The organism is Cupriavidus pauculus (assembly GCF_002858765.1).
Classification (GTDB): domain Bacteria; phylum Pseudomonadota; class Gammaproteobacteria; order Burkholderiales; family Burkholderiaceae; genus Cupriavidus; species Cupriavidus pauculus_B.
Genome location: NZ_PJRP01000006.1, coordinates 198,791 through 225,713, shown reverse-complemented (window position 1 = coordinate 225,713; position 26,923 = coordinate 198,791). Strand labels below are relative to the sequence as shown.

At 66.5% G+C, this 26,923-nt stretch carries 27 protein-coding genes and 1 riboswitch; of the genes, 14 read left to right on the top strand and 13 right to left on the bottom strand.

The window, feature by feature from the left end:
- Positions 1-3: 3 nt before the first annotated feature.
- Together mdoH and CYJ10_RS15305 are read right to left on the bottom strand one after the other, a co-directional pair.
- Positions 4-2,610, bottom strand: a complete 2,607-nt coding sequence (mdoH, locus tag CYJ10_RS15310) for a glucans biosynthesis glucosyltransferase MdoH (RefSeq protein WP_101682331.1) — start codon at positions 2,608-2,610, stop codon at positions 4-6.
- The gene (locus CYJ10_RS15305) at positions 2,583-4,100 is read right to left on the bottom strand and encodes a glucan biosynthesis protein G (protein WP_146002050.1); all 1,518 of its coding nucleotides are present in this window, start codon (positions 4,098-4,100) and stop codon (positions 2,583-2,585) included. The genes mdoH and CYJ10_RS15305 overlap by 28 nt, the downstream gene beginning before the upstream one ends.
- A gap of 569 nt (positions 4,101-4,669) precedes the next feature.
- On the opposite strand from CYJ10_RS15305, the gene CYJ10_RS15300 reads away from it, so the two are divergent.
- Positions 4,670-5,071, top strand: coding sequence for an RT0821/Lpp0805 family surface protein (locus tag CYJ10_RS15300; RefSeq protein WP_101682329.1), 402 nt, complete (start codon positions 4,670-4,672; stop codon positions 5,069-5,071).
- 63 nt (positions 5,072-5,134) lie between these two features.
- Here the strand turns inward: CYJ10_RS15300 and CYJ10_RS15295 are convergent, their stop codons facing one another.
- The 3 genes from CYJ10_RS15295 to CYJ10_RS15285 form a co-directional block, all read right to left on the bottom strand.
- Positions 5,135-5,704, bottom strand: coding sequence for a surface-adhesin E family protein (locus CYJ10_RS15295; RefSeq protein WP_101682328.1), 570 nt, complete (start codon positions 5,702-5,704; stop codon positions 5,135-5,137).
- Positions 5,705-5,920: 216 nt separating this feature from the next.
- Positions 5,921-6,607 (bottom strand): 3,4-dihydroxy-2-butanone-4-phosphate synthase, encoded by a 687-nt coding sequence (ribB, locus tag CYJ10_RS15290; RefSeq protein ID WP_101682327.1) that lies wholly within the window; start codon positions 6,605-6,607, stop codon positions 5,921-5,923.
- Positions 6,608-6,735: 128 nt separating this feature from the next.
- Positions 6,736-6,898: riboswitch (FMN riboswitch) on the bottom strand.
- Positions 6,899-7,007: 109 nt separating this feature from the next.
- The gene (locus CYJ10_RS15285; RefSeq protein ID WP_101682460.1) at positions 7,008-7,877 is read right to left on the bottom strand and encodes a helix-turn-helix domain-containing protein; all 870 of its coding nucleotides are present in this window, start codon (positions 7,875-7,877) and stop codon (positions 7,008-7,010) included.
- 198 nt (positions 7,878-8,075) lie between these two features.
- On the opposite strand from CYJ10_RS15285, the gene CYJ10_RS15280 reads away from it, so the two are divergent.
- The 6 genes from CYJ10_RS15280 to CYJ10_RS15260 all read left to right on the top strand — a co-directional run bounded on the left by CYJ10_RS15280 (position 8,076) and on the right by CYJ10_RS15260 (position 12,146).
- Complete coding sequence (locus tag CYJ10_RS15280; RefSeq protein ID WP_101682326.1) at positions 8,076-8,375, top strand: type II toxin-antitoxin system RelE/ParE family toxin; 300 nt, start codon at positions 8,076-8,078, stop codon at positions 8,373-8,375.
- Positions 8,372-8,719, top strand: coding sequence for a HigA family addiction module antitoxin (locus CYJ10_RS15275; protein ID WP_101682325.1), 348 nt, complete (start codon positions 8,372-8,374; stop codon positions 8,717-8,719). The genes CYJ10_RS15280 and CYJ10_RS15275 overlap by 4 nt, the downstream gene beginning before the upstream one ends.
- Positions 8,720-8,829: 110 nt before the next feature.
- Positions 8,830-10,143, top strand: a complete 1,314-nt coding sequence (locus tag CYJ10_RS15270) for a hemolysin family protein (RefSeq protein ID WP_101682324.1) — start codon at positions 8,830-8,832, stop codon at positions 10,141-10,143.
- 14 nt (positions 10,144-10,157) lie between these two features.
- Complete coding sequence (locus tag CYJ10_RS33760) at positions 10,158-10,547, top strand: hypothetical protein (protein ID WP_146002043.1); 390 nt, start codon at positions 10,158-10,160, stop codon at positions 10,545-10,547.
- A complete protein-coding gene (locus CYJ10_RS15265; RefSeq protein WP_101682323.1) occupies positions 10,547-11,884 on the top strand; it encodes a GGDEF domain-containing phosphodiesterase in 1,338 nt (445 codons plus the stop codon). Before CYJ10_RS33760 ends, CYJ10_RS15265 begins: the two co-directional genes overlap by 1 nt.
- 130 nt (positions 11,885-12,014) lie before the next feature.
- Positions 12,015-12,146: an entericidin A/B family lipoprotein gene (locus CYJ10_RS15260; RefSeq protein ID WP_066740471.1), complete on the top strand. Its 132-nt coding sequence runs from the start codon at positions 12,015-12,017 to the stop codon at positions 12,144-12,146.
- 143 nt (positions 12,147-12,289) lie between these two features.
- Here CYJ10_RS15260 and CYJ10_RS15255 read toward each other — a convergent pair whose 3' ends face one another.
- Genes CYJ10_RS15255 through CYJ10_RS15245 form a run of 3 tightly spaced genes read right to left on the bottom strand, consistent with a single transcriptional unit; the run spans position 12,290 to position 15,210 of the window.
- The gene (locus tag CYJ10_RS15255; RefSeq protein WP_101682459.1) at positions 12,290-12,931 is read right to left on the bottom strand and encodes a bifunctional 4-hydroxy-2-oxoglutarate aldolase/2-dehydro-3-deoxy-phosphogluconate aldolase; all 642 of its coding nucleotides are present in this window, start codon (positions 12,929-12,931) and stop codon (positions 12,290-12,292) included.
- A gap of 59 nt (positions 12,932-12,990) precedes the next feature.
- Positions 12,991-13,926, bottom strand: a complete 936-nt coding sequence (locus tag CYJ10_RS15250; protein WP_101682322.1) for a sugar kinase — start codon at positions 13,924-13,926, stop codon at positions 12,991-12,993.
- Between the two features lie 15 nt (positions 13,927-13,941).
- Positions 13,942-15,210 (bottom strand): amino acid deaminase, encoded by a 1,269-nt coding sequence (locus CYJ10_RS15245; protein WP_101682321.1) that lies wholly within the window; start codon positions 15,208-15,210, stop codon positions 13,942-13,944.
- Positions 15,211-15,333: 123 nt separating this feature from the next.
- Between CYJ10_RS15245 and CYJ10_RS15240 the strand changes: the two genes are divergently transcribed.
- The 7 genes from CYJ10_RS15240 to CYJ10_RS15210 all read left to right on the top strand — a co-directional run bounded on the left by CYJ10_RS15240 (position 15,334) and on the right by CYJ10_RS15210 (position 22,727).
- Positions 15,334-16,239 (top strand): MurR/RpiR family transcriptional regulator, encoded by a 906-nt coding sequence (locus tag CYJ10_RS15240; protein ID WP_101682320.1) that lies wholly within the window; start codon positions 15,334-15,336, stop codon positions 16,237-16,239.
- A 2-nt stretch (positions 16,240-16,241) separates the two neighbouring features.
- On the top strand, positions 16,242-17,708 hold the full coding sequence (locus tag CYJ10_RS15235) for an N-acyl-D-amino-acid deacylase family protein (protein WP_101682319.1): 1,467 nt from the start codon (positions 16,242-16,244) through the stop codon (positions 17,706-17,708).
- A gap of 63 nt (positions 17,709-17,771) precedes the next feature.
- The gene (locus tag CYJ10_RS15230; RefSeq protein ID WP_101682318.1) at positions 17,772-18,164 is read left to right on the top strand and encodes a RidA family protein; all 393 of its coding nucleotides are present in this window, start codon (positions 17,772-17,774) and stop codon (positions 18,162-18,164) included.
- 157 nt (positions 18,165-18,321) lie between these two features.
- On the top strand, positions 18,322-19,677 hold the full coding sequence (locus tag CYJ10_RS15225) for a GntP family permease (protein WP_101682317.1): 1,356 nt from the start codon (positions 18,322-18,324) through the stop codon (positions 19,675-19,677).
- Positions 19,678-19,817: 140 nt separating this feature from the next.
- The gene (locus CYJ10_RS15220; RefSeq protein WP_101682316.1) at positions 19,818-20,999 is read left to right on the top strand and encodes an ABC transporter substrate-binding protein; all 1,182 of its coding nucleotides are present in this window, start codon (positions 19,818-19,820) and stop codon (positions 20,997-20,999) included.
- 154 nt (positions 21,000-21,153) lie between these two features.
- Positions 21,154-22,413 carry a PQQ-dependent sugar dehydrogenase gene (locus CYJ10_RS15215; protein ID WP_101682315.1) on the top strand — a complete coding sequence of 420 codons (1,260 nt, stop codon included), beginning with the start codon at positions 21,154-21,156 and terminating at the stop codon, positions 22,411-22,413.
- Complete coding sequence (locus CYJ10_RS15210) at positions 22,410-22,727, top strand: c-type cytochrome (protein WP_101682314.1); 318 nt, start codon at positions 22,410-22,412, stop codon at positions 22,725-22,727. The genes CYJ10_RS15215 and CYJ10_RS15210 overlap by 4 nt, the downstream gene beginning before the upstream one ends.
- A 57-nt stretch (positions 22,728-22,784) precedes the next feature.
- On the opposite strand, the gene CYJ10_RS15205 is transcribed toward CYJ10_RS15210, so the two are convergent.
- The 5 genes from CYJ10_RS15205 to CYJ10_RS15185 form a co-directional block, all read right to left on the bottom strand.
- Positions 22,785-23,285 carry a GNAT family N-acetyltransferase gene (locus tag CYJ10_RS15205; RefSeq protein WP_101682313.1) on the bottom strand — a complete coding sequence of 167 codons (501 nt, stop codon included), beginning with the start codon at positions 23,283-23,285 and terminating at the stop codon, positions 22,785-22,787.
- A gap of 150 nt (positions 23,286-23,435) precedes the next feature.
- Positions 23,436-24,155 (bottom strand): ABC transporter ATP-binding protein, encoded by a 720-nt coding sequence (locus tag CYJ10_RS15200; protein ID WP_101682312.1) that lies wholly within the window; start codon positions 24,153-24,155, stop codon positions 23,436-23,438.
- Complete coding sequence (locus tag CYJ10_RS15195) at positions 24,148-24,900, bottom strand: ABC transporter ATP-binding protein (protein ID WP_101682311.1); 753 nt, start codon at positions 24,898-24,900, stop codon at positions 24,148-24,150. Before CYJ10_RS15195 ends, CYJ10_RS15200 begins: the two co-directional genes overlap by 8 nt.
- A complete protein-coding gene (locus CYJ10_RS15190; RefSeq protein WP_101682310.1) occupies positions 24,897-25,886 on the bottom strand; it encodes a branched-chain amino acid ABC transporter permease in 990 nt (329 codons plus the stop codon). Before CYJ10_RS15190 ends, CYJ10_RS15195 begins: the two co-directional genes overlap by 4 nt.
- On the bottom strand, positions 25,883-26,749 hold the full coding sequence (locus CYJ10_RS15185; RefSeq protein ID WP_374703271.1) for a branched-chain amino acid ABC transporter permease: 867 nt from the start codon (positions 26,747-26,749) through the stop codon (positions 25,883-25,885). The genes CYJ10_RS15190 and CYJ10_RS15185 overlap by 4 nt, the downstream gene beginning before the upstream one ends.
- Between the last annotated feature and the right edge of the window lie 174 nt (positions 26,750-26,923).

Genomic DNA, 26,923 nt, shown 5'->3' with positions numbered 1-26,923 from the left:
CGGTCACGCCACCCGTGGCCGCAAGGGCAGCACGTTGGGCGCGCGGCGCAGCAGCACGCGCGTTTCCTTCCACGCGGCATCGGCCAGCGGCGATCCCCAGACCAGCTCGTGCAGCTTCGACAGCGCGAACGGGTCGCCCAGCAGCACATGCTTCTGTGCCGGCGACAGCGAACCCGGGCCATGCGTCAGCGCATGCTGCACCAGCGATGCATGCTGCAGCCGTGCCGGCTCCGGCTGTACCGTACGCGGCGTGGCCGTGGCGCACATCAGCGCATTGGTCACCGGATCCACCACGGCATCGACGAAGCGCGGCGTCTCCTGGGCGTTTTCCACATGCTGCTGCGTTTCGACGACCTCGCGCGGCACGTAGGTTTCCTCGGGGATCATGAACAGGCCGGCGCGGCGCGCGGCACGACCCAGCGACACGCGCGACAGCATCACCGACAGCGGAATCGACATCGCCAGCGAACCCACGATCGGCAGCAGCCACCAGATGAAGCCCGGGCTCAGCCAGTACACGCCGGCGCCCCACACCAGGCCCAGCACCGTGTGCCAGCCGTGGCGGCGGAAGGCCTCGCCCCACGTGGTTTCCGCATCCTCGCGCGGGGGCGACTTCCACGAAATGCCCCAGCCGCTGTACGCGGCGATCACGAACTTGGTGTGGAACAGCATGCGCGTCGGGGCCAGCAGCGCCGAAAGCGTCATTTCGATCAGCATGCTCAGGACCAGGCGCACCACGCCGCCGTACTGCTTGGCGTCCTTGAGCAGCAGGATCACGCTGGCCAGCTTCGGCAGGAACAGCAGCGTGGCCGTGGCCGAGAACAGCATCAGCGCCTTTTCCGGATGCCATTCGGGCCAGGTCGGAAACAGCTGATATGGCTTGGTGAAGTACTCCGGCGGCACCAGCGCGTGCTTGGCCAGCGCGGCCGTGGACAGCAGCAGGAACAGGAACCACAGCGGCGCCGACACATAGGCCATGATGCCGGTCAGGAATACCGCACGGTGTACCGCGTGGAAACCCTGCTTCATCCACAGGCGGAAATTCATCAGGTTGCCCTGGCACCAGCGGCGGTCGCGCTTGACCTCGTCCAGCAGGTTCGGCGGCAGTTCCTCGAACGAGCCAGGCAGGTCGTAGGCAATCCACACGCCCCACCCTGCCCGCCGCATCATGGCGGCCTCGACAAAGTCGTGCGACAGGATTTCGCCGGACAGCGGCCCCTTGCCAGGCAGCGGCGCCAGGCCGCAGTGCTCCATGAACGGCTTGATGCGGATGATGGCGTTGTGGCCCCAGTAGTGCGACTCGCCAAGCTGCCAGTAGTGCAGCCCCGCCGTGAACAGCGGACCATAGACGCGCGTGGAGAACTGCTGCACACGCGCGTACAGTGTGTCGCGCCCCACGGCCAGCGGCGCGGTCTGGATGATGCCGGCGCCCGGGTTGGCTTCCATCAGCCGCGCCAGCGTGGCCAGGCAGTCGCCGCTCATCACGCTGTCGGCATCCAGCACGATCATGTAGCGGTACTTGTTGCCCCAACGGCGGCAGAAGTCGGCCACATTGCCGGTCTTGCGCTTCACGCGGTGACGGCGCCAGCGGTAGAAGATGCGGCCGAAGCCGCCAACGGCACGGCACAGTTCGATCCAGGCGTCGTGCTCGGCGGTGCGCAGGTCCGGATTGCCGCTGTCGGACAGCACGAAGAAATCGAAGTGCTGCAGCTCGCCCGTGCGTTCCAGCGACTCGTACGTGGCGCGCAAGCCCGCGAAGACGCGCGTCACGTCTTCATTGCAGATCGGCATGATGATCGCCGTCCGCGCGGACGGGTCGATCGGCGCATCGCTGGCGGCGCTGCGCGAGATCAGATGCTTGTCACCGCCCTTGAACAGCACCAGGAAGCCCATCATCGCCGTCCAGAAACCGGCCGAGACCCACGAGAACAGGATCGCGAACAGTGTCAGGATGGCCACTTCGAGCGGATCGGCGCCATGGTACGGCAGCACGCGCGACATGAAATACGTGGCCATGATGGTCTGGCCCACCACCAGTGCCAGCAGGAACCACCGACGGTGCGACCCGGCCGGGTGCCACTTGCCCTCGGCGTCGGGGCCGTCGTGCAGCGTGTCCCAGGTCTCGGGCACGGGCGGGCGGCCCAGCATCTTGCGCCAGGCATTGCGGATGCCGCCCCAGACGATATGCGGCGGCCACTGGCGCGGCACCATCGATGCGCGCTCGGGGTCCGGCCCCGTATTCACGCGCACGGTGCCGTCGTCGTTCCGCTGCAGCAGCGGTTCGCCGTCCACCTGCGGGTTGCCATAAGCCATCGCAAAGCGACGACCCACCGATGCGTAGGTTGCCCCGCCCGGGGCGCTGCCGTCATTCAAATCGGAAGCTTCCTTGTCCTTCGGGTTGCGGCCGGCCAGACGCGTTTGCAATTCAATCATGGCCGACGGCACTTCGATACCCTCGGCCGGCACGCTGGACATCAGCGATTTCGGGGTATCGGCCAGCAGTTCGCTACGCAGTTCGGGCGAAGCCGGCAGGCGGTCGACATAGCGCTCGCATGCCGCCGCCGCCTGGGCCGGGCGCTGCTTTAGCCTGGGGGTAAGATGTAGCTCCATGTCTCGGATTGGGTTGTACTGCCGTTGCGAAGATAGCCGCGCAACTCAACCGGCTTGTTCTCGTCCTTGCGCCGCATGAACATCGTCATGCGCCAGCCACCCGTGGCCTCGTTGCGCTGGACTGTCGTCTTGAGCAGCTCGCCGTTGGCGTCTGCCGATACCACCGGGTCCAGGCGCGCCTCCTCGGGCAGCTTCTTGAACGCGGGTCCCTCGAAATCCACCACCAGCGAGAAACTGGTGTCATCCTGCTTGCGCGTCAGGCCCTGGCCGCGGCGCGTCTGCGTGACCCACGACAGCGGCGGCAGGTTCTCGCCGTCCTTCTGCCATTTCAGTCGGTATTCGTAGTCGAAGGCCTGCTTCGGCTTGGGCGGGTTGTCCGGCACCCAGAACGCCACGATGTTGTCGTTGGTCTCGTCCGGTGTCGGAATCTGCACCAGTTCCACGCGACCCGAGCCCCAGTTGCCCTTCGGCTCGACCCAGCCGCTCGGGCGGCGCTCGTACCAGGAACCGATCTCCTGGTAGTTGTCGAAGCTGCGATCGCGCTGCATCAGGCCATAGCCCTGCGGATTGTTCGCGGCGAACGACGTCACCAGCAGGCGCTTGGGATTGACCAGCGGACGCCAGATCCATTCGCCGGTGCCGAGTTGCACCGACAGGCCGTCGGAGTCATGCACCTCGGGGCGGAAATCGGTGGTGGGCGACGGCTGGTTCTCGCCGAACAGGTACATGCTCGTCAGCGGCGCCAGGCCAAGCTTGGTCACGTGCTCACGCAGGAACAGGCGCGACTTGACCTCCATCACCGTCTCGTTGCCGGGCTTGATGATGAAGCGGTAGGCGCCGCTCATGCGACGCGAATCCATCAGCGCATAGATCGTCAGCTGCTTGTCGTTGGCCGACGGCCGCTCGATCCAGAATTCGGTGAAACGCGGAAATTCCTCGCCGGAGTTCAGCGCCGTGTCCACAGCCAGGCCGCGGGCCGACAGCCCATACCACTGGTCCTTGCCCAACGCGCGGAAGTAGCTGGCCCCCAGGAACGATGCCAGTTCGTCCTTGCGCTTGCCCTGCTGGTTCAGCGGATACATGAGCCGGAAGCCGGCAAAGCCCAGGGTCTTGAGCTTGGCGGGGTCCACCTTGTGCGATCCGTAGTTGAACGCAGCGGGGTCGAAGCGGAATTCGCGCACGCTGTTGTTGACCACCTCGTTGATGCGCACGGGCTGGTCGAAAACCATGCCTTCGTGGAAGAACGAGATCTCGAACGGCAGTCGCGCTCCGCGCCATGCAAAGCGCTCGGGCTTGTATTCGATTTCGCGATAGCGCTCGTAAGTCAGTTCCTTCAGCTCGCGCGGCAGTTCCTGCACCTTGGGCGGCTTGTAAGGCGACGTCGACAGCTGGCGCGCACGCGCCGCCACGGTCTCGAAGTCGAACGCGTGCGCGGTCAGCGCCAATACGGCCAGCATGCCGCCGCCGATCCAGCGTCCCAGCCCTGACATCCTGCCGGATAAGCGGCGCGCGGGCGCGACGGTAGGGCGTTGGATGGGGCGGAACGACGTGGGATAGGCGGACATGAAGGCCGTTGACAGGTTTGGCGGGGAAGCAGGCGGCCGGACGAAGCGACCGCCCCGGAATACGTCAGGAAACTTCAACGAGTGGCTACAGCAAAAGACGGACCAGCGTGCGGCGCATCAGGCGCGGCTGCAGCGTTCAACGCTGATACAGTCGAGCCGCGCGCAACGTACGCTTGTCGGGATTGTTGCAATGCGATGCGAAACCTTAACAATTCGAGACTTAAAAGTCACGTTTCGCCACCGCAACGTTTGCAACAAAATGTCTCACCTGTGGGCCCGAAGGCGCCCCACACGCGTGCTTCCGGGCTGAAGTCAAGGATAGGTCATGCATCGGAAGGCGCCATGAAGGTGCGATCCGACGGGAACGCATGGGGGAACGCATGGGGAGGGCGCACCATTGCCCAGACATGTGGCGGCGCGGCTGTGCATTCCGATGCACCGCGCTTACAATCGCCCACGTCACTCAACCGCTTTTTCAGCCACGAGGAATCGTCATGCACGTTCGGCGCCTAACACGTCCGGCCCTGGCCGCCAGCCTGGGCTGCGCCCTGCTCCTGGGCACCGCGCAACCCGCGTTCGCGTATTTCCAGACGTATCTGTCCGGCAGCATCATCGGCACGCTGACCAAGAAGGAAGCGGCCTCGCTGCAGCAGTCCGTCGGCAAGGCGCTCAATGACACGGAAGACAATCAGGTGGTGGAATGGCACTACCCGGCGGAGAACCGGCGCCAGGCCGTCGATGGGACGATCAGCCCGATCGCCACGAAGACCGACCAGGGCCAGAAGTGCCGCCGGCTCAAGTCCGACCTCAAGCGTGGCAGCGCCACCGAGGCATGGTCCGGCTGGTTCTGCAAGCAGTCGAACGGTACCTGGAAGGCACGGCACGTCGAAGACTGACGGCCGGCGCACCGTCGCTACCGGGCCGAATGCCGGGACCATGCCCGGCAGCGGCCCGCTCGATCAATGGCAGAGACGCGTCACCAGTTCGCCGGCCAGCGTGCCGGACACCGCTTGCTGCGGCATGCCAGCCTGCGGTCCGCGGATCGTATAGAGCGAGTCGCCACGGGCATAGCGCTTGGGGTATAGCGTCTGCTCGATCACGGCATACATCGACGTGGCGCAGTTGAGCACCATCCGCTTCAGCGACGACCGGATGGTGTCGCCGCTGGCAGTCTTGATCACGCCCTGTGGCGCATTGTGGACCAGCGCGACACCCACCTCTGACCCACGCCGACGAATCGACGTCTGGTCGAGATAGGAAATCACGCCATTGGCGCCCATCAGCGGCATCCAGCGCTGCGGGTCCGGCGCGCCTGGATCGGGCGACACCACCTGCGTACACCCTTCGCGCGGCGAACCACGGAAGATGGTGCCGCCATTGGGGCCCTGACACTGGTAGAGGCCGCTCGCCGCGGCGGCGCGTACGGGGGGATTACCAAGGGACGGCGCGCCGTTTGATTCGGCCTGCGCCGCCACACTGAAGCACGCGCCGGCGAGCAGGGCCGTGCGTGCGAGCATGCGGAAAAACATCGGGAGGTACCCTCGTAAGGACGGGAAGAAGCCGGGGATTTTCGCACAGCACGCGCCCTTGCCGACAGTCCGCAGCGCAGGGAACCGCCCGAAACCCCAATTCCACATGGCATTCCTGCGCGATATTCGCGCGTGGCTTGCGCGGGATCAGCCCTGCAATCCGCGCAAGCCTGCTATCGGTGCAATCGGCATCGCGACGGTTTCAGCGTCGCCGCGTCAGCCCTGCTGCTCGCGCCACGCCACCAGGTCAGCGATGGTCAGCACCGGCAACTGGTACATCTGCGCAAACGCCAGCGCCTCGGGGCGGCGCGCCATCGTGCCGTCCGGATTCATCAGCTCGCACAGCACCGCCGCGGGCGACAGGCCAGCCATGCGGGCCAGTTCCACGGAGCCCTCCGTATGGCCACGGCGCTGCATTACGCCGCCGTCCACGGCCACCAGCGGGAACACGTGCCCCGGGCTGACCACCGCATCGGTGCCGGCGTCGTCGGCAATGGCGGCGCGGATCGTCGTGATGCGGTCGGCCGCACTGACGCCGGTCGTCACGCCCTCGCGCGCCTCGATCGACACCGTAAACGCGGTGCCGTACTGGCTGCGATTGTTCTCGACCATCGGACGCAGGCCGAGCTTGCGCACCTTGTCGGCGGTCAGGCACAGGCAGACGATGCCGCTGCATTCGCGGATCATCATCGCCATGTTGGCATTGGTCAGGCGTTCGGCGGCCAGGATCAGGTCGGCTTCGTTCTCGCGGTCGTCATCGTCGAGCAGCACGACGGGACGCCCCTCGCGCATGGCGTCGAGCGCCTGTGCGATGCGCTCGGCAAGCGGGCGCGGGTCGGCCTCGGCCGTGGCGAGATCGCCAGTGGCCAGGTCGGAAAGATGGCTTTGATTGAGAGTCAGCATTGGTGAAACGCTCCGTGCAATGAAGTTTCCATGGGCGTTTCAGGGGAACGATCAGCGAAAGCGCGCACAACGCTCCGCCCGCGCGCACGGGCAACGCCGTTCGCGCGTGGGAATGCCATGCGGATTCCGCCCATCTTCTTTCATCCGGACTATGACCGTCGGCCCTGGCATCTCACCAGGTCTGCTGACCCCGCACGGGAATGCGGGCGCTCGCGGGCTCGTGGCGACCCTGCCTTTCGACAGTGGCCACATACCGCCGGTGGGGACTTTCACCCCGCCCTGAAGACGTAACGATGCCGCCGCGGCTTGCATGCCGCGACGGCCGGGCGATGTTAGCACGACTGTGCTTTTCTGGCCGAACTACGATACGGAAGGGGTTTCTCGGTGGCAATCCTGCCGGCTACGGACAAGCCGGCGCCGCCGCCAACGCCTCGAACAGCTCGCGCGTTGCGTCGTCGGCCGGATAGAAGCACTCGATTCGCAGCTCCTGCAGCGTGACGTCCTGCGGATTGCCCAGCGTGGTCAGCGTGGAAAACAGCGACGCGCGGAAGCGCCCGGCATGTACCACCACCGGCAGCACCGGCGGCAGCGGCCCCTCGGCGGGATCGTCTTCCACCAGCAGTACGCCGCCCGGCCCCACCAGATCCGGATGCCACTCGGCAATGCGACGAAAAATCTCACGCGCGGTCTGGTCATGCGCCTGGACCTGCAGCTCCTGCCACACGCGCCGCAGCAGGTAGCGGCCCACCTGGCGCGCATTCTCCAGCACGGGCCACAGCCCGTTCGGGTCGAACACCGCCAGCATCAGGTTGATGCGTCCGCCATCGCCGTCCAGCGTGGCCGGCTGGCGGTGGCCCAGCAGTTGCCCGAGCATGCGCCGGTATGCCTGGTTGGCATCGACCAGATGCCAGAAGCGGTCCAGCACCACGGCCGGATACGGTTCCTGCTTGGACAGGATCAGCGATATGGCATGACGCACCATCTGCATCGTGGGCGCGGCCAGCGTGTTCTCGCTATAGGCCGGCGCATAGCCGCTGGCCAGCAGCAGCCGGTTGCGCTGGCGCAGCGGCACGCCCAGCCGGTCGGCCAGCGCCAGCACCATCTCGCGGCTGGGCCGGGCGCGCCCCGATTCGAGAAAGCTGATATGGCGCTGGGATACCCCCGCCGCCAGCGACAGCGCCAATTGGCTGTAGCCGCGCTTGCCGCGCCAGTAGCGCAGGAGTCCGGGAAAGTCGATGGCGGCTTCGGAGCCAGGCGTGAGCGTTTCCATGTGACGCATTACAGCACATGGGCGGACGTCTCACGACTACCTTTCAGGTAATCGTCGTCATTCACCCGCCCCGCTCATCCCCCATCGGGCATCGGGCATCGGGCAAGCCTCTTTCAGATTCGTCGCATTTCGCTGGCGTCGCGCCGCGCCTAGCATGTCCACTTTCCCTCTACCCCGCTAGTCCGATGCGGGCCAACCATGATCCGTTCCCTTGCCAACAAGTCCACGGCCGCGCTGTTCTGTGGCCATTCCGTGCACACCCTGCCCCTCGACATCCAGACGGGCACCATGCGCAAGCTGGCCATGCTCGACGCCGCAGTGTCCCCGCCAGACCTGGCCGCCGCGCCGGCCAACGAACTGGAGCCAATGCGCGGGCGCCGCCGCGGCCAGTGGCGGGTGCGCATCGAGGGCGACTGGCACCTGTGCTTCCGATTCCTGAACGGCGAAGCCTGGGACGTGGAGGTCGTGCAATGCCCGGCTGACGAGGAGCAAGCATGAGCCTCAAGCGAGACGATCTGTCGCGGACAGACTTCAGCAGCCTCGTCACCGGCGATGCCGTGCCACCCACCCCGCCTGGCGACGTCCTGCTGCACGAATTCATGGTGCCCAACGCACTGTCGGCCGGCGCCCTGGCCGTGGCCCTGCGCGTGCCGGTGACACGGATCGAGGGCATCCTCTGGCGCGAACGCGCCATTTCGCCAGAAACCGCGCTGCGGCTGGCCCGCTATTTCTGCACATCGGCGGAATTCTGGGTCCGGCTGGAAGCCAACCATGCGCTGCGCGTGGCCCAGGCCTGTTGCGGATCGGCCATCGACCGCGACGTCCAGCCGATCACGGCATGATTCCTGCACGTCATCCTGAGTGCTGTTCGCGCCACTACTGTAATGCGACGTCACATGCGAATGGTATGCTCTGACTTTTCAATTCCCGCGCGCACAGGGCGCGCACCCAGATGGAAATAGCCATACTGCTGGCGCTGATCTTGCTGAACGGCTTGTTCGCCATGTCCGAAATCGCGCTGGTGACAGCCCGCAAGGCCCGTTTGCAGCGCCAGATCGAGGCAGGTGACCAAGGTGCCATCGCGGCGGTCAAACTGGGCGAGGACCCTACCCGCTTCCTGTCCACCGTGCAGATCGGCATCACGTCGATCGGCGTGCTCAACGGCGTGGTCGGCGAATCGACGCTGGCCGCCCCGCTCGCCGTATGGCTGCAAGGCTTCAGCATCTCGTCCACCACGGCGGGCTACATGGCCACTGCCATCGTCGTCGCTGGCCTGACCTATTTCTCGATCGTGCTGGGCGAACTGGTGCCGAAGCGCCTGGGCCAGATGGCGCCGGAAACCATCGCCCGCCTGGCCGCGCGCCCGATTTCGATCCTGGCCGTGGCCTCCACGCCCTTCGTCAAGCTGCTGTCCGGCTCCACGCAACTGGTGCTGCGCATGCTGGGCGTGAAGTCCGATCGCGGCCCGGCCGTGACCGAGGAAGAAATCCACGCGCTGCTGGTGGAAGGCTCCGAAGCCGGCGTGATCGAGCGCCACGAGCACACGATGGTGCGTAATGTGTTCCGGCTGGACGACCGCCAGTTGGCCTCGCTGATGGTGCCCCGGGGTGATGTGGTCTACCTCGACATCGAGTCGACCGAGGAAGATAACCTGCGCCGCATCGAGGAATCCGATCATTCGCGCTTCCCGGTGGTGCGCGGCGGCATGCACGACATCCTTGGCGTGGTCAGCGCACGCCAGTTGCTGGCCCGGCGCCTGCGCGGCGAGAAGGCAGACCTGACGGCCGTGCTGCAAGCGGCGGTGTTCGTGCCCGAGAGCGTGACTGGCATGGAGTTGCTAGAGAACTTCCGCTCGTCGGGCGGCCAGATCGCTTTCGTCATCGACGAGTACGGCGAGGTGCTGGGTCTGGTCACGCTGCAGGACCTGATCGAGGCGATCACCGGCGAGTTCAAGACCGAGACGGCTGGCGAAGAATGGGCCGTCCAGCGCGACGATGGCTCGTGGCTGCTCGACGGCCTGATCCCGATCCCCGAACTCAAGGACCGCACGGGTCTGCGCGCGGTGCCGGAAGAGGACAAGGAGCGCTATCACACGCTGTCGGGCATGCTGCTGCTGTTGCTCGGCCGCCTGCCGCAAACGGCGGATACGGTCCAGTGGGGAGACTGGAAGTTCGAGATCATCGACATGGATGGCAAACGCATCGACAAGGTGCTGGCGTCCAGGGTGCCGCCGGAAGACGGTCCGGAATCCGACACCACGGGTTGAGATCCGCGGACAAAATGAAACAACAACGGGCGCAACTTGCGCCCGTTGTTGTTTGGCCAACCGAATTGTGGCCGCCCCCTTTATCGCCATTCGGCCTTGACGGTCAAGATAACAAACGTGACGACATTCCAGAGCGTTGTTTGAAATCAAAACGCGTGCGACGCACGCGCCACGTCAACATCGTCGTTCTCCGAAATTGTTCTTCACTGCCGTATGATCTGAGCTACACGGTCCGACAACTCAGTAGTAGTACTGAGATGACAGGCCAAATCATCATAAATAAAAACAAAAGCACGCGCGTGATCGGCAACGAAACGCGCACCTTCAGCATGAACGGGAATGCAGTCCGAAGTATCGCGGGCGGCCAATGCACACATGAACTCGCTGCCAGCACGGGTAATTGATGGATCCTGACACCAAAGACACGCCATCTCCAGGCGTCGGTGGCAGTGGGTCACCTGCCGACGCACCGTCCGCCGCCATCCAGCCGGTGTCCTTTCTGGCCGCCCTGGAGGAACATCGCGCGCACTTCAGTCCGGCCCACCTGTTGGTCGTACTGGTGATCCGGCTCGACCGTTTTGCCCATGCTTGCGAAAGCATCGGGCCGCAGCGGGCGCACGATCTGCGTGCGCAGGTGAAGTCTCGCGTCACTGCGGTGGCCAGCATGCCGGTGGCCATGCAGTGGTTGGGGCCAGCCGATCTCGGTGTGGCCTGCGTGCTGCCCGACGGCGCCGAGAGCGCCCAGGCGCTGAGCCAGACCCTGGCTGTCGAACTCGGCCGGCCGTTCCAGGTCGGCGGCTTCGAGGCCTTCCTGTCGTGCAGCATCGGCAGTGCCGTAGACGCGCACGATACCGGCACCGAACGGCTGCTGCAGCAGGCGTTCGACGCGATGCTGCAGATCAACCGACGGGGCGGCGCGGGTATCGGTACGGCCAGCCGGCCCGCCACGCCACGCATGGCGACCCTGCTCGCGGCATTGCCCAGCGCGATCGAGCGCGGGGAATTGAGCCTGCAGCTGCAGCCGCGTGCGTCGCTGGCCACGGCCGCCATCACTGCGTACACGGTGCGCCTGCGCTGGCAGCACCCGGTGCTTGGCCGCGTGGCGCCGCAAGACTTCCTGCCGGCCGCCGAAACCCTGGGCATGATGAATGTGATTGGCGGCTGGACGCTGCAGCAACTGTTGCAGCTATTGCGCGACACGGCACCGCTCGGCCCGCTGCAATTCACGCTGCTGGCCACGAGTTCGCAAATGCAGGCCGACGACACGATCTGCATGCTGCGTCGGGCCATCGACGCCCATCACGTCAGGCCGGGGCAGATCTGCGTGGAGGTGCCGGTCGACATCGTGCCCGACGCCTCCGTGGCGACAGACAAGGCCCGGCGCTTGCGCGACGGCGACGTGGGTATCGCGCTGGCGGACTTTACCGACTCGGACGCCAGCCTGCGGGCACTGTCGCTGGTGCAGCCGGACATGGTCACGCTCGATGCACGCCATCTCGGTCATGCCAGCCAGAAGCCCGACATGGCGGCCAGCCTGCGCCGCGCCTGCGAATGGGCCAAGGCACGCGGCGTGACGGTCTGCGCAAAGGGCGTGGAAACCCAGGCACAGCTGGACGTGGTACGCAGTTGGGGCTGCGACACCATGCAGGGCTTTTTGCTGGCGCAGCCGTTTCCGGCGGCTTGGCTCCTGCAGACACACGCCGCCGTCACCGAACGTGCACGGCTACTGCTCAAGCCTTGAGCCACCCCGCTTTTGGCCGCTGTCTGTCAGACATTTTCGTAATTACAAATTGGCACACATCCTGCATCGACGGAGGCTGGGGCGACGTTAAAATGTGCCCACTTCTTACTATCCCTGAAAGGAGCCTCTGATGAAGAAAGGATGGATCTGGTGCGTACTGGTTGCCACGCTGCTCGCAGGCTGCAACACGATGTCCGGCCTCGGACAGGATGTCCAGAAGGGTGGACAGAAACTTGAGAATTCCGCCGAGAAGTCGAAGTAATTCGAGGCAGTAATCCGAGCGTCGCCAACGACTGGCGATACGAACAAGGGCGCCAGTGGCGCCCTTGTTGCATTGAAGCGTTCTCGCGCGACATCGCCCTGGCGTTGTAATTCTTACCGCCAGCGCGACATCAGTGCCTCGGCTCAGGATTTGCGCAGTTGCGCGGCCTCTTCCGCGAGCTTGCGAATGCGTCCCCAGTCCTTGGCCGCCACGGCATCCTTCGGCACCACCCACGAACCGCCCACGCACACCACATTCGGCAGCGCCAGATAGGTCGATGCCTTCGCCAGGTCGATGCCACCGGTCGGGCAGAACTTGAGTTGCGACAGCGGGCCATGCAGCGATTTCAGCATCGGCACGCCACCGGCGGCTTCGGCCGGGAAGAACTTCAGGAACGAAAAGCCGCATTCCAGCGCGAACATCGCTTCGCTGGCCGTGGCCACGCCCGGGAGCAGCGCGATGCCAGCGCCCTGCGCGCCATCGGCGAGCTTCTGTGTCAGCCCCGGCGACACGGCGAACTGCGCGCCGACGTCGCGCACCGCGTGCAGTTGCTCGATGGTCAGTACCGTACCGGCGCCCACCACGGCCTGCGGCAGCGCGCGGGCCACGGCTTCCATCGCCTGCAGTGCCACGGGTGTGCGCAGCGTGATTTCCAGCATCGGCAGGCCGCCCTCGACCAGCGCTTCGCTGATGCGCAGCGCGTCGTCCACCGAGTGGTATTCGAGCACCGGAATCACCGGCACGTTGGTCAGGCGTTCGATCAGCGGAGAAGGTTGGATTTGCATGACAGTATTCACAATGTTCATTGTCCTGAGCCGTCAGACCCGGTGTGCCCGGGTCCGGTTCAGGCGATGACCGTGACGCCCCGCTCCAGGCGGGCCAGCACGGTGTCGGCGGTAGGAATCGGCGCCACCGCGCCGTAGCCGGTGGTCGACAGCGCCGCCGCCACGTTGGCGTAGCGCGCCGCCTCGAACGGATCGGCGCCAGCGGCCAGGCGCGCCAGGAAGCTGCCGCCAAAGCAGTCGCCCGCGCCCGTGGCATCGAGCGGCCGGACCGGATACGGCGCCACCAGCGTGCGCGACTCCGGCGTGGCCACGTAGCTGCCCTCCTCGCCCAGCTTCAGCGCCACCACGCTCACGCCGCATTCGAGCAGGTGGTCGACGATCGCATCGCGGTCGTCCAGGCCCGTCAGCACGGTGATGTCGTCCCAGCTTGGCAGGCAGATATCGGTCAGCGAGAACGCCTCGCGCATGATGCCCCGCGCCCGCGCCAGCGACCACAGGCGCAGCCGCAGGTTGGTGTCCAGCGACACCTGCACACCGGCCTTGCGCGCGTGCTCCATCGCCGCCAGGCCGGCGTCGCAGGCCGACGTGCTGATGGCCAGGCTGATGCCCGACAGATGCAGGTAGCGCGCCTGGGCGATGGCCGCCAGCGGCAGTTGCTCGTGGTGATACCGACTGGCCGCCGAGCCTTCGCGCAGATAGTCGAAGCGATGGCCGTGGCTGTCGTGGGAAACGAAATAGACGCCGGTGGGGGCCGCGGCGTTGACGCTCACATGGCGCGTGTCCACGCGTTCGTGCGTCCACAGCGCCAGCAGCCGTTCGCCAAAGCTGTCGGCGCCCACCGCGCTGATGTAGCCGGTGCTCGCGCCCTGGCGGGCGGCGGCGATTGCAAAGTTGGAGGTGTCTCCACCAAAACCCTGCAGATAGCGGCTCGGGTCGTCAGGCTGCTGGTTGAACTCCACCAGCGGTTCGCCGTAGGCAAGGATGTCGATACTCATGAACGCGCGCCTCTCTCAGAAGAACGTCTGCACGATGTCGATAACGCGCAACTGGCCATCCAGCACGGGGATGTGGCGCCACTTGTCGAACGTCAGGCAAGGATGCGAGATATCAAAGGCAATCATATCTCCGACACGAATGTCGTCGCCAGCGTCGATTTCCAGGTAGGCATGCTGGTCCATCATGCCGGTCACCGTCCAGGCGGCCGGCACCGCCACGGGCGCGGCGGTGCCCGGACGATAGATCTGCGCCGGAATCGGCATGCCGGCATCGAACGCCGCGTCGCGCTTGCCCATGCCGATGATCGCGCGCCGGGGCTCGGGAATCGACTGCACATAGGCCCACAGCTGCAGCGCCGGCAGCAGGCCCTCCCGCATCTTCTGCGCCACCGGATTGCTGGCCAGGATACGCTCCTGCGCCGCGCGATAAACGCCCACGTCGTGCGTCAGGTAGCAGCCCGGGCGCAGCACGATGTCGATCGGCGCGCCAATATCGGTCCGCGCGAATTCCTCGGCCACCACGTCGTACCACGCCGAGCCCGCACCCGACATCACCACCGGACTGCGGCCGAAGCGGCCGGCGCCAGCCAGTTCGCGCGTCACGGCCACGGTGCGCTGCAGGAACCGCCGGATATCGGCCTCCTGCTGCAGCACGCCCTCGTAGATTTCGACGCCGGCCAGTGACAGCGCGTCGGGCCAGCGCGACAGCGCTTCCAGCACCTCGGCCTGCTGCCCGGCATCGCGCACGCCGGTGCGGCCGCCTTCCACGCCCAGTTCCAGCAGCACCTGCAGTTTCTGCCCTCGGGCCTGGAAGAACGCACCGAGCTGGTCGACCAGCGCGGCCGAATCCACCAGCGTGAAGAACTCGAAGCCCGGATCGCGTAGCAGATCGGCCACGATTTCCATATTGCGGCGGCCCACCAGCTGGTTGGCCATCAGCACGCGCTTCACGCCGTGCGCGGCGGCCGCAGCGGTCTGTTGCGCGGTCGCCAGCGTGATGCCCCACGCCCCTTCGGCAAGCTGGCGCGCAAACAGCTTCGGCGCCATCGTCGTCTTGCCATGCGGCGCCAACTGCACACCGTATGCGCCCATGAACTTCCGCATCCACTGGAGGTTGTGAACGAGCTTGTCCTCGTAGAGCACGGCGGCCGGCAGGCTCAGTTCCTCTTGCAGCAGATGCCAGCCCGGCTGACCGGCCTCGGCGGGCGCCAGCGGTGCGTCCAGACGGCCCAGCGCCTTGTTCAGCGGATCGATCATGCCGGTCTGGTACTTTGTTTCACGCATGGCTGACATCACCCTGTAAAAATTCAATTGACGTAATCATAGCCTTGAAATTACGATATTTCATCCTTGTTAGAAAGTAACACGCTGTGTCGGGCGAGCGCCTGCCAGCCTCCGCCACCCGCCATGACCGCATCCTTCGACATCCTGACCCGCATTGCCGAGCGCGGCCCGTCGCTGCGGCTGGCCGAGCAAAAGGTGGCGCAGGTGATCCTGGAGGATCTTGCCGGCGCGGCGGCCACCAGCATCAACGAACTGGCACGCAAGGCCGCCGTCAGCGAAGCCAGCGTGACGCGCTTTGCCAAGGCCATCGGCTGCCGCGATGTGCGCGACCTGAAGTTGCGCCTGGCCCAGGCCACGGCGGTCGGCTCGCGCTTCCTGCAGCCCGCCCCGGCCCTGGCCGATGACGCCTCGCCGGCAACCATGGCCGAGCGCATCCATGCCGACGTGCTGACGACGCTGGAAGTCAACCGCAAGCTGATCGATCCCGAACGGATTGCCGAGGCCGCGCGGCTGTTGCTCGATGCACGCATGGTCTACGCTTTCGGCATGGGTGGCGGCTCCACATTCATGGCCGACGAGGCGCGCTATCGGCTGGCGCGGCTGGGCCAGCCCGTGGCGACGTATCAAGACGCGCTGCTGCAGAAGATGGTGGCGGCCACGCTGTCGCGCGACGACGTGGTGCTGGCGTTTTCGGCCAGCGGCAATGTGCCCGAGATGCTGGCCAGCTGCGATATCGCACGTGAATACGGCGCGCGGCTGATCGCCGTGACGGCGCTGGGGTCGCCGCTGGCGGCACGCGCCGACGTCCTGTTGCCCGTGCGGACGCTGGAGACCGATTTCATTTTCAAGCCGTCGGCATCGCGCTACGCAATGCTGCTGGTGGTAGATGTACTGGCCACCCAGTGCGCCATGCTCCAGCAGGACGAGAGCAAGGAAAAGCTGCGCCGGCTGAAATATGTGCTCGATGCCCATCGCGGCGTCAACCAGGAAAGCGACGGGCCGGACAGCCGCCAGCCGCTGGGAGACTGACCATGCCACACCTGTTCGATACCCTCATTCGCTGCGTCATGCTGGTGGACGGCTCGGGCGGCGCGGCGCGCATGTCCGACATCGGCATCCGCGACGGGCGCATCGCCCGCATCGAAGAAGCCGGCGCCATCGATCCGGACACCGCCTCGCATGTGGTCGAAGGCCACGGTCTGGTGCTGTCGCCCGGCTTCATCGACGTGCATACGCACGACGACACCAATGTCGTGCGCGATCCGGCCATGACGCCAAAGATCTCGCAGGGCGTCACCACGGTCATCGTCGGCAACTGCGGCATCAGCGCCGCGCCGGTGACGCTGGCGGGCGATCCGCCCGACCCGATGAATCTGCTGGGCCGCGCCGACGCCTTCCGCTACCCCGATTTCAAGACCTACGTCGACGCGGTGAACGCGGCGCAACCGTCGGTCAACGTGGCCGCCCTGGTGGGCCACACGGCGCTGCGCAGCAACCATATGGACCGCTTCGACCGTGCCGCCACGGCCACCGAAATCGCGGGCATGCGCGCGCAGCTCGAAGACGCCCTGGCGCACGGCGCGCTGGGCCTGTCCACCGGGCTTGCCTACGCCAACGCGTTCAGCGCTCCGACCGACGAAGTGCTGTCCCTGGCCGAACCGCTGGCCGATGCCGGCGCGCTATACGCCACGCACCTGCGCAGCGAATTCGCCGAGATCCTCGATGCCATGGACGAGGCCTACCGTATCGGCCGCCATGCGCGCGTGCCGGTGGTGATCTCGCACCTGAAATGCGCGGGCGTGCCGAACTGGGGCCGCAGCGGCGAGGTACTGCAATCGCTGGAAGCCGCGCAGCGCTGGCAACCGGTGGGCTGCGACTGCTATCCGTACACGGCCAGTTCGTCGACGCTGGACCTCAAGCAGGTCACCAGCGACTTCGATATCCAGGTGACGTGGTCCGAGTCGCATCCCGAAATGGGTGGCCGCCTGCTGGCCGATATCGCCGCCGAATGGCAGGTGGACATGATGGAGGCCGCGCGCCGCCTGCAGCCGGCCGGCGCCGTCTACCACTGCATGGAAGACGCCGACGTGGACCGCATCCTGAGCCACCCGGCCACGGTGGTCGGTTCCGACGGCCTGCCCAACGATCCCCTGCCCCATCCGCGCCTGTGGGGGGCGTTCCCGCGCGTGCTGGGCCATTACGCCCGCGACCGCGAACTGTTTCCGCTGGCCGTGGCCGTCAACAAGATGACCGGCCTGTCGGCCGAGCGCTTCGGCCTGCAGGATCGCGGCTTCGTGCGCGAAGGCTACTGGGCCGATCTGGTGCTGTTCGATTCGGCCACCATCCGCGACGCCGCCAGCTTCACCGACCCGATGCAGCCGGCCGAAGGCATTGCGGCGGTCTGGGTCAATGGCGAACTGACGTGGCAGCACCGCGCGGCCACCGGCGTGCGCGCCGGCCGCTTCCTGCCGCGCGACGCGCGCCCGCGCCAGTCCTGAATCCGACCCCAGAACAACCGCATCAACCGCATCAACCGCATACCAAGCACAACAGGAGTTCCCATGGATATCAAACGATTCGGCGTCGAAGGCGGCACGGGCCAGGGCGGCTCGCACATGCCGTTCGCGCGCGCGGTGCAGGCCGATGGCTGGCTGTACGTGTCCGGCCAGGTGCCGATGGTCGCCGGCGAAGTCGTCGAGGGCAATATCGTCACGCAGACCCATCAGGCCATCAAGAACGTGCTGGCCATCCTGGCCGAGGCCGGCTACGGCCCCGAGCACGTGGTGCGTTGCGGCGTCTGGCTGGACGATGCGCGCGACTTCCCGTCGTTCAACAAGATCTTCAAGGAATACTTCGGCGCCAATCCGCCCGCGCGTGCCTGCGTGCAGTCGAGCATGGTGGTGGACTGCAAGGTCGAAGTGGACTGCATCGCCTACAAGAAACCCGCGGCCTGAGCCGCACCCCCCGCCTGCCGCCACCGGTGAGCCAACCGATGGCCGGCCGGCTTTGCCAACCAGCCGCTTTCGTACCGGAGACCCCGGGTCCAGGCGGCATTTTCATAGCGGAAGCGGACCGTCCGACCGGACGGCAACCGCCACAAGGAGACGAGACATGGGTGCCGTTACCGGAACCACGCTCTTGATTTATGCGCTGATCGCCGTGATCGCGCTGGTGATCCTGATCGCCAAGTTCAAACTCAACCCGTTCATCACGCTGGTGGTGGTGTCGGTAGCCCTGGGCTTTGCCGTGGGCATGCCGATGGGTGACATCGTCAAGTCGTTCGAGGCTGGCGTCGGCGGCACGCTGGGCCATATCGCGCTGGTGATCGGCCTAGGCACCATGCTGGGCAAGATGATGGCCGAATCGGGCGGCGCCGAGCGCATCGCCCTGACGCTCATCAACTTCTTTGGCGAGAAGAACGTGCACTGGGCCATGGTGGTCATCGCGTTCATCGTCGGCCTGCCGGTGTTCTTTGAAGTGGGCTTCGTGCTGCTGATTCCGATCGCGTTCAACGTGGCCAAGCGCACCAACACGTCGATGATCCTGGTCGGCATTCCGATGGTCTGCGGCCTGTCCGTGGTCCACGGCCTGATCCCGCCGCACCCGGCCGCCCTGCTGGCCGTGCAGGCCTACGGCGCCGACATGGGCCACACCATCCTGTACGCGCTGATCGTGGGCGTGCCGACCGCCATCATCGCCGGCCCGCTGTTCGCCAAGCTGATCGACAAGCACGTGAAGCTGCCGGCCGTGAATCCGCTGGCCGAGCAGCTGACCGAGGAAGCCGACACGGCCAAGGGCAACCTGCCCGGCTTCGGCATCACGGTGCTGACCATCCTGCTGCCGGTGTTCCTGATGCTGATCGGCAGCTGGGCAGACCTGATCGCCACCCCGAAGACGTTTGCCAACGACGTCCTGAAACTGATCGGCAACTCGGTGATGGCCCTGCTGATCGCCACGCTGTTCAGCTTCTACACGTTTGGCAAGGCGCGCGGCTTCACCCGTGAAATGATCCTGAAGTTCACCAACGAGTGCGTGGCGCCCACCGCCATCATCACGCTCGTGGTGGGTGCCGGCGGCGGCTTTGGCCGGGTGCTGCGCGATTCGGGCATCTCGACGGCCATCGTCGACGTGGCCACGAACGCCCATGTGTCGGTGCTGGTGCTGGGCTGGCTCGTCGCCGTGATGATCCGTATCGCCACGGGTTCGGCCACGGTGGCCATGACCACGGCGGCCGGTATCGTGGCCCCCATCGCGGCCAGCGTGCCGGGCACCCGCCCCGAACTGCTGGTGCTGACCACCGGCGCCGGCTCGCTGATTTTGTCGCACGTGAACGACGGTGGCTTCTGGCTGGTCAAGGAATACTTCAACATGACCGTGGCCCAGACCTTCAAGACCTGGTCGGTCGCCGAAACCATCATTTCGGTAGTGGCGCTGCTGTTCACGCTGGCGCTGGCAACGGTCGTCTGATCGGCTGATTGCTCCCCCTCTCCCGCCCCCGGCGGAAGAGGGGGGACTACCGAGGGCAATCCCGATTGTCCCGCACCCCGCACCCTCCTACACTCCCTGATCGATGCAGCCGTCCGATGCTGCACTTTCGGGAGACCTCCATGCCGTTCAGTCCGCTGCGGCGCGCCATGATGGCGTGCGGCGCCCTTGCCGTCCTCACGCATTCCCCGCTGTCCCACGCCGCCGATCCGGTCAGGATCGGGCTGATCGCGCCGTTCTCGGGCAGCTTTGCCGACTACGGCAAGCAGATGGAAGGCGGCATCAAGGCCTGGCAGAAGCTGAACGGCGACACCGTGGCGGGCCGCAAGGTCCAGATCCTGGTCAAGGACACCACGGGCCCGGTGCCCGAGGTGGCCAAGCGGCTGGCCCAGGAACTGGTGGTGCGCGACAAGGTGGACATCCTGGCCGGCTTCGGCCTGACGCCCGAGGCGCTGGCCGTGGCGCCCGTCGCCGAGCAGGCCAGGAAGCCCATGGTGATCTTCAACGCGGCCTCGTCGATCATCACCACCAAGTCGAACTACATCGCGCGCGTGTCGATGACGCTGCCGCAGATTTCCGCCCCCATGGCCACCTGGGCGGTGCGCAACAACATCAGGAAAGTGGTGACGCTGGTGGCCGACTACGCCCCTGGCATCGACGCCGAGACCGCGTTCAAGACCAATTTCCTGGGCGGCGGCGGCCAGATCGTGGAATCGATCCGCGTGCCGCTGCGCAACCCCGAATTCGCGCCATTCATCCAGCGCATCAAGGACGCCCGGCCAGAAGCGGTGTTTCTGTTTCTGCCCGCCGGCGAGCAGGGCGTGGCGTTCATGAAGGGCTTCCGCGAGCGCGGCCTGGCCGATGCCGGCATCCGCGTGATCGCCACCGGCGACCTGACCGACGACCACGTGCTGCCGGCCATGGGCGACGCCACGCTCGGCGTCATCACGTCCTTCCACTATTCCGCGGCGCACGATTCCAAGGAAAACAAGGCCTTCCTGAAGGCGTTTGCCGATGCCAACCCTGGCGCCGGCCGCCCGAATTTCATGGCTGTGGCCGCCTACGACGGCATGGCCGCCATCTACGACGCGCTGAAGAAGACCGGCGGCGCCACCGACGGCGACAAGTTCCTGGCGGCCCTGAAGGGCATGAAGATCCAGAGCCCGCGCGGCGCCATCACGATCGACCCCGCGACGCGCGATGTGATCCAGACCGTCTATATCCGCAAGGTGGAAAAGGTGGGCGGCGAGCTCTACAACGTCGAATTCGACAAGTTCGACGGGGTCAAGGACTCGGGCAAGTAGGCGCCAGGACCTGGGCGGAGGGGCGCCCCCTCCTGTCGAAATGTTTCATCGCGAAGTCAGGAATGTGCAATTCCCTTGCGGGAAAAGCTGACCTAACCTTGTCTGGCGGCGCCTGTCCGCGCCGTCACATGACAAGAACTCCGGAGACATCACGATGAAGAGCTCAGCCGTTGCCTTGGCCGCGTCGCTGGTCGTGGCCGCTTCACCCTTGCTCGCAGCCCCCACCGATAACCTGCAGAAGCTCCAGAATTTCAAGCAGACCGGGGCCGCACCCGCCGAAAAGATCGCCCAGGACGGCAAGCACGCCGACGCGCTGCGCGAGAACCTGAAGGCCATCAAGCTGCCGCAGGGTTTCAAGATCGAACTCTATGCCGTGGTGCCCGAGGCCCGCCACATGGCCATCGAGCCGTCCACGGGCGTGGTGTTCGTCGGCACGCGCAAGAACCGCGTCTGGCAGGTGACCGACCGCACCAAGCGCCGCGTGGCCGATGACGTGGTCCAGTTCGCCAGCGCCATCAGCTTCAAGGTGCCCAACGGCGTGTGCTTCTCGCCGGACGGCATTCTCTACGTGGCCGAGCAGAACCGCGTGCTGGCCTTCCCGGCCGCCCAGTTCTTCGGCGAAGGCGGGCCCGACGTGGCCGCCGCCGTGGTGGTGCCCCAGGGCAAGCTGATCCCGACCGAATTCGAGAGCTTCAATCACGGCGCCCGTGCGTGCCGGGTGGGCCCCGACGGCAAGCTGTATGTCGCGCTGGGCCAGCCGTGGAACGTGCCGCCCAAGGACAAGCTGGCAGCGCTGGACAAGAACGGCCTGGCCGGCATCATCCGCATCGGCCAGGACGGCAAGAACCGCGAGGTCTACGCCCACGGCGTGCGCAATTCGGTGGGGCTCGACTTCAATCCCGCTGACAAGACGCTCTGGTTCACCGACAACCAGGTGGACGGCATGGGCGACGACCAGCCACCCGGCGAGCTGAACCGCGCCACCAAGGCCGGCCAGAACTTCGGCTTCCCGTGGTATGGCGGCGGCAAGGTGCGCACCGTGGAGTACAAGGACCAGCAGCCACCCAAGGACGTGGTCTTCCCGGTGGTGGAATACGCGCCCCACGCGGCCGACCTGGGCATGTCGTTCTACACCGGCAAGATGTTCCCGGCCAAGTACCAGGGCGGCGTCTTTGCGGCCGAGCATGGTTCGTGGAACCGCACCAAGCCGATTGGCGCCCGCATCATGTACACAGCGGTGAAACCGGACGGCAGCGCGGGCGAGACCGAGGTCTTTGCCGAGGGCTGGCTGACGCCGAATGGCGAGTACATGGGCCGCCCGGTCGATGTCCAGCAACTGCAGGACGGCTCGCTGCTGGTGTCGGACGACTACGCCGGCGCGATCTACCGCATCTCGTATTCGGGCGCGAAATGACCTGGCCAGTCCGTATCGGCGCGCTGGTGCTGTCGGCGGCATGGGCCTTGGCCAGCGCTCCGGCGCTGGCCGCCGACGCGCAGGCGGGCCGGGCCAAGGCCATGCAGTGCCAGGCCTGCCACGGGCTCGACGGCAAGTCGAAACTGCCCGAAGCGCCCAACCTGGCCGGCCAGGTCGAGCAGTATCTGGTGAAGGCGCTCAAGGACTACAAGACCGGCGCCCGCAAGGACGAAATGATGACGATGATGGCCAAGCCGCTCAGCGACGCCGACATCGCCAATCTTGCGGCCTTCTACAGCAGTCTCAAGCCGTAGCGCGCGGCGCCCCTGCCCAGCCTTACCCCCTCCGCCTTCGGACGCCTTCGGAAGCCTTCAGGCACCCGAAGGCGCGTGGCCGGCCTTTGGTGGCGGAACTGGCGCGGCGATGACCTTCGACATTTCCGACGTCTGGCGCCAGCCTTCCTGCTGGTACAGGGGCCGTCCGGCCTCCGTGGCATGCAGGATCGTGAACGTGGCACCGCGCCGCGCCAGTTCGTCCTCCCCCAGCGACATCAGCTGCCGGGCCAGGCCGCGCCTGCGATGGGTCGGCTCGACGTAGACATTCAGGACGTAGCCACGCTTGTCCTGTTCCGGATGCGCGGGATGAGGCGGCCAGTCGATCAGCATCAGGCCGACCCCGGCCACCGGCCTGCCGCCATCCAGCGCCAGCAGACCAAAATACGTGTTATCGGCAAGCCGGGGCCGCAGCCAGCCGCGAAAATGCTGCGTCATCGTGTGCAGCGTGTCGGGGGCAAAGCCGGCCTCCAGGAACATGGCCTCGCGATGGCGGCAAATCAGGTCCAGGTCGTCCGGCTCGATCGGGCGTATTTCCATGTCAGCGGTCTAATGGTGGTTCGGGCGGTGGTTCGGGCGGCAGGTCGGGGAGCAGTTCAGGGGGCAGTTCAAGCATCACGCCGGAGCGGTCATTCTGCACGGCACACCCCTCCGTCGAAATAAGACGAATCCGAAAGCAAATGGAGGGGCCTAGCGCGATCCGTCCCCCTGGCGCACCGTCACCAAGTGGTCGAGCAGCGCGCCGTCGGCCAGCAGGCTGGCGCTGTCAGACCGGTGTACCACCCTGCCCCGATCCAGCACCATTGCCTGGCCGGTCATCGCCAGCGCCAGCCGGGCGTGCTGCTCCACCACGATCACGGCCATGCCGCTGTCGGCAATCAGCCGCGCGATCACGCGCTGCAGCTCCTGCACGATGATCGGCGCCAGGCCCTCCATCGGCTCGTCCAGCAACAGCAGGGCGGGATTCACCATCAGCGCGCGGGCAATCGCCAGCATCTGCTGCTCGCCGCCGGACAACTGGTTGCCCAGGTTGCGGCGCCGTTCCTCCAGCCTCGGAAACGTCCGATAGACAGCGACGATGTCCCACGGGCCCGGCCGCGCCACCGCGGTCAGATGCTCTTCCACGGTCAGCGACGGAAAGATCCAGCGCTCCTGCGGCACCCAGCCGATGCCTGCCTGGGCGCGCCGATGCGATGGCATTTTCGCCAGATCGCCGCCCTGCCAGAGCAGCCTGCCGCCGCGCACGCGCGTCATGCCCATCAACGTGGCCAGCAGCGTGGTCTTGCCCACGCCGTTGCGGCCCAGCAGCGCCAGGCTGTCGCCGGCGGCCAGCGTCAGGTCGACCTGGTCGAGCACGATGGCATCGCCGTAGCCTGCGCTGACGCCCTCCACGCGCAGCAGTTCAGTCATGGGCGGCTTCTCCCAGATACACCTCCTTCACGCGCGCGTCGGCGGCAATCTCGGCCGGCGTGCCTTCCGTCAGCACCCGCCCGCCCACCAGCACCGAAATGCGTTCGGCAAAGCGGAACACCAGATCCATGTCGTGCTCGATAAAGACGATCGTGATGTCGCGCGGCAGGCCCGCGATCACCGCGAACAGTTCGGCGCTGTCGCCGGCCGGAATGCCGGCTGCCGGTTCGTCCAGCAGCAGGATCGACGGCCGCGTGGCCAGCGCCAGCGCCATTTCCAGCAGGCGCTGCTTGCCGTACGGCAGTTGGCGCGTCTCGGTATCGGCGTCGCGTTCCAGCCGCAGCAGCGCCAGGACCGACATGGCCTCGTCCGCCAGCGCCGCCTGCGACGCCACCGTGCGGGCCCAGATCCGCGATGCGCCGGTACGCTCCGCCACCGCCAGCACCACCGATTCCAGCACCGTCAGCCCCGCAAACAGCGTGTTGATCTGGAACGTGCGTGTCATGCCCAATTTCACGCGTGCATGCTGCGGCAGCGACGTGATATCGCGCTCGCCCAGCCAGATGCGTCCCGCCGACGGCCGCAAGGCTCCCGTCAGCAGGTTGATGAACGTGGTCTTGCCCGCGCCGTTGGGCCCGATCAGGGCATGGCGCGCGCCGGGCGCGAATGTCAGCGAGAGATCGGTATTGGCCGCAAACGCGCCCCAGGACTTGCACAGCCCCTCTGTACGCAGCGTGGCGGTCATGCGTCGGCTCCGCGTTCGCGCGGGGCAGCCGCATGCCGGCGCGCCCTCCACACCGCGATCGCGCCCATCACCCCGCCCCGCGCATACAGCACCATCAGCACCAGCAGCAGGCCGATCCAGAACTGCCAGTACACGGGATTGATGCCGGCCAGCACATCCTGCGCGATCATGAACAGCGCCGCGCCGATCAGCGCGCCGTAGAGACGCCCGGTGCCACCCAGCACCAGCATGACCAGCAGCTCCGCCGAACGCGGAAAGCCCAGCACGTCCATGCCCACGAACTGCGTGGTCTGGGCCAGCAGGCCGCCGGCCACGCCGGCAATGGCCGCTGCCACCGTGAAGGCCGCGCGCAGGCGCCGGGGCACATTGGCGCCCAGCGCGGGCATGCGCCGCGCGCCCTCGCGCACGCCTCGCAGCGACAGGCCGAATGGCGACGCCACGATGCGCCGCACCAGCACGAACATCACGAACAGCACCACCAGGCTGTAGAGATAGGCAGTCTTGCCGTACAGGTCGAAGTCGAACACGCCCAGCAGCGGGCGCATGGCAACGCCAGACAGCCCGTCGACGCCGCCGGTCAGGAAGGCCGCCTTGTTGGCGGCCTCGAACAGCATCAGCCCGATGCCAAGCGTAACCATCAGCCGCGTCAGATCGCCGCCGCGCACCACCAGGAAGCTGCAGAGCCAGCCGGCGAAGGCCGCCACGGCCGCCGCGGCCAGCAGGCCCGAGAGCGGCTCGCCCCAGCCATGCGCGCCCAGCAGCCCGGCCGTGTAGGCGCCCAGTCCGAAGAACGCCGCATGGCCCAGCGACACGATGCCCGCATAGCCCAGGATCAGGTCCAGCGACAGCGCGAAAAGCCCGGTGATCAGAATCTGACTGCCCAGGATCAGGTAGTCGGGCAGCAGGAAGAACACGACCACCGGCATCAGCCAGAAGACGATTTCGGCCGGGTGCCAGCGGCCGTCGGCAAGTCGATGGGGCATCATGCGGCGCGCCTCCCGTAAAGGCCGGCCGGGAACGCCACCAGCAGCAACACCATCATCGCGTAGATGACGAAGGCGCCCACCGCGGGCACGTAGTACTTGCCTGCCACGTCCGCCACGCCCAGCACCATCGCCGCCACCAGCGACCCGCGAATGCTGCCCGCGCCGCCCACCGCCACCACCAGCAGGAAATAGACCATGTATTTGAGCGGAAATGTTGGGTCGAGCCCCAGCACGTCGATCCCCAGGCCGCCACCCAGCCCCGCCAGGCCAGAACCCAGCGCGAAGGTCAGGCTGAACACGCGCCCCACGTCGATGCCCAGGCCGCTGGCGGCCTGCTGGTTGTCCACCGCCGCGCGCACCTGCGCGCCAAAGCGGGTGCGCGCCACCAGCCAGCCCAGCGCCAGCGTGATGACGATCACCACCGCCAGCAGGAACAGGCGATAGGCGCCGACGTCCAGCCCCGCCACCCTCACCTGCCCGATCAGGAACGCCGGCAGCACCACCGGCTGCTGGCCGGGGCCGAACCACCAGGTGGCGCCGGCCATCACCATGAAGGTCAGGCCGATCGAAAACAGCACCTGGTCCAGATGGCTGGCCCGATACAGCCGCCGATAGAGCGTGCGCTCCAGTACCCAGCCGGCCAGCGCGACGCCCAGGAAGGCCGCCGGCAGCGCGGCCAGGAACGGCACGCCCAGCCGGTTCATCAGCACCACGGCCACGTAGCCGCCCAGCATCGCAAAGGCACCGTGTGCCAGGTTGACGAAGTTCATCAGGCCCATCGTCACCGACAGGCCGATGCTGATCAGGAACAGCAGGCTGCCGTATGTCACGCCGTCGAACAGCACGCCGGGCAAGCTCGAAATCACGATCCGGTCCTCTGAGTGGGTGGATGGGGGTGGATGATCGCTGCTGGCTGCGGAAAATACCGCGCCGATTGTTCAGTGGGCGCCGCTTTTTTGCAATCGGGCCGGACCCGTGCAAGGCGGGTCGCCACGCGGGCCGGCGCGATGGATGGCGCGGTGGCTGGCGGAAGGATT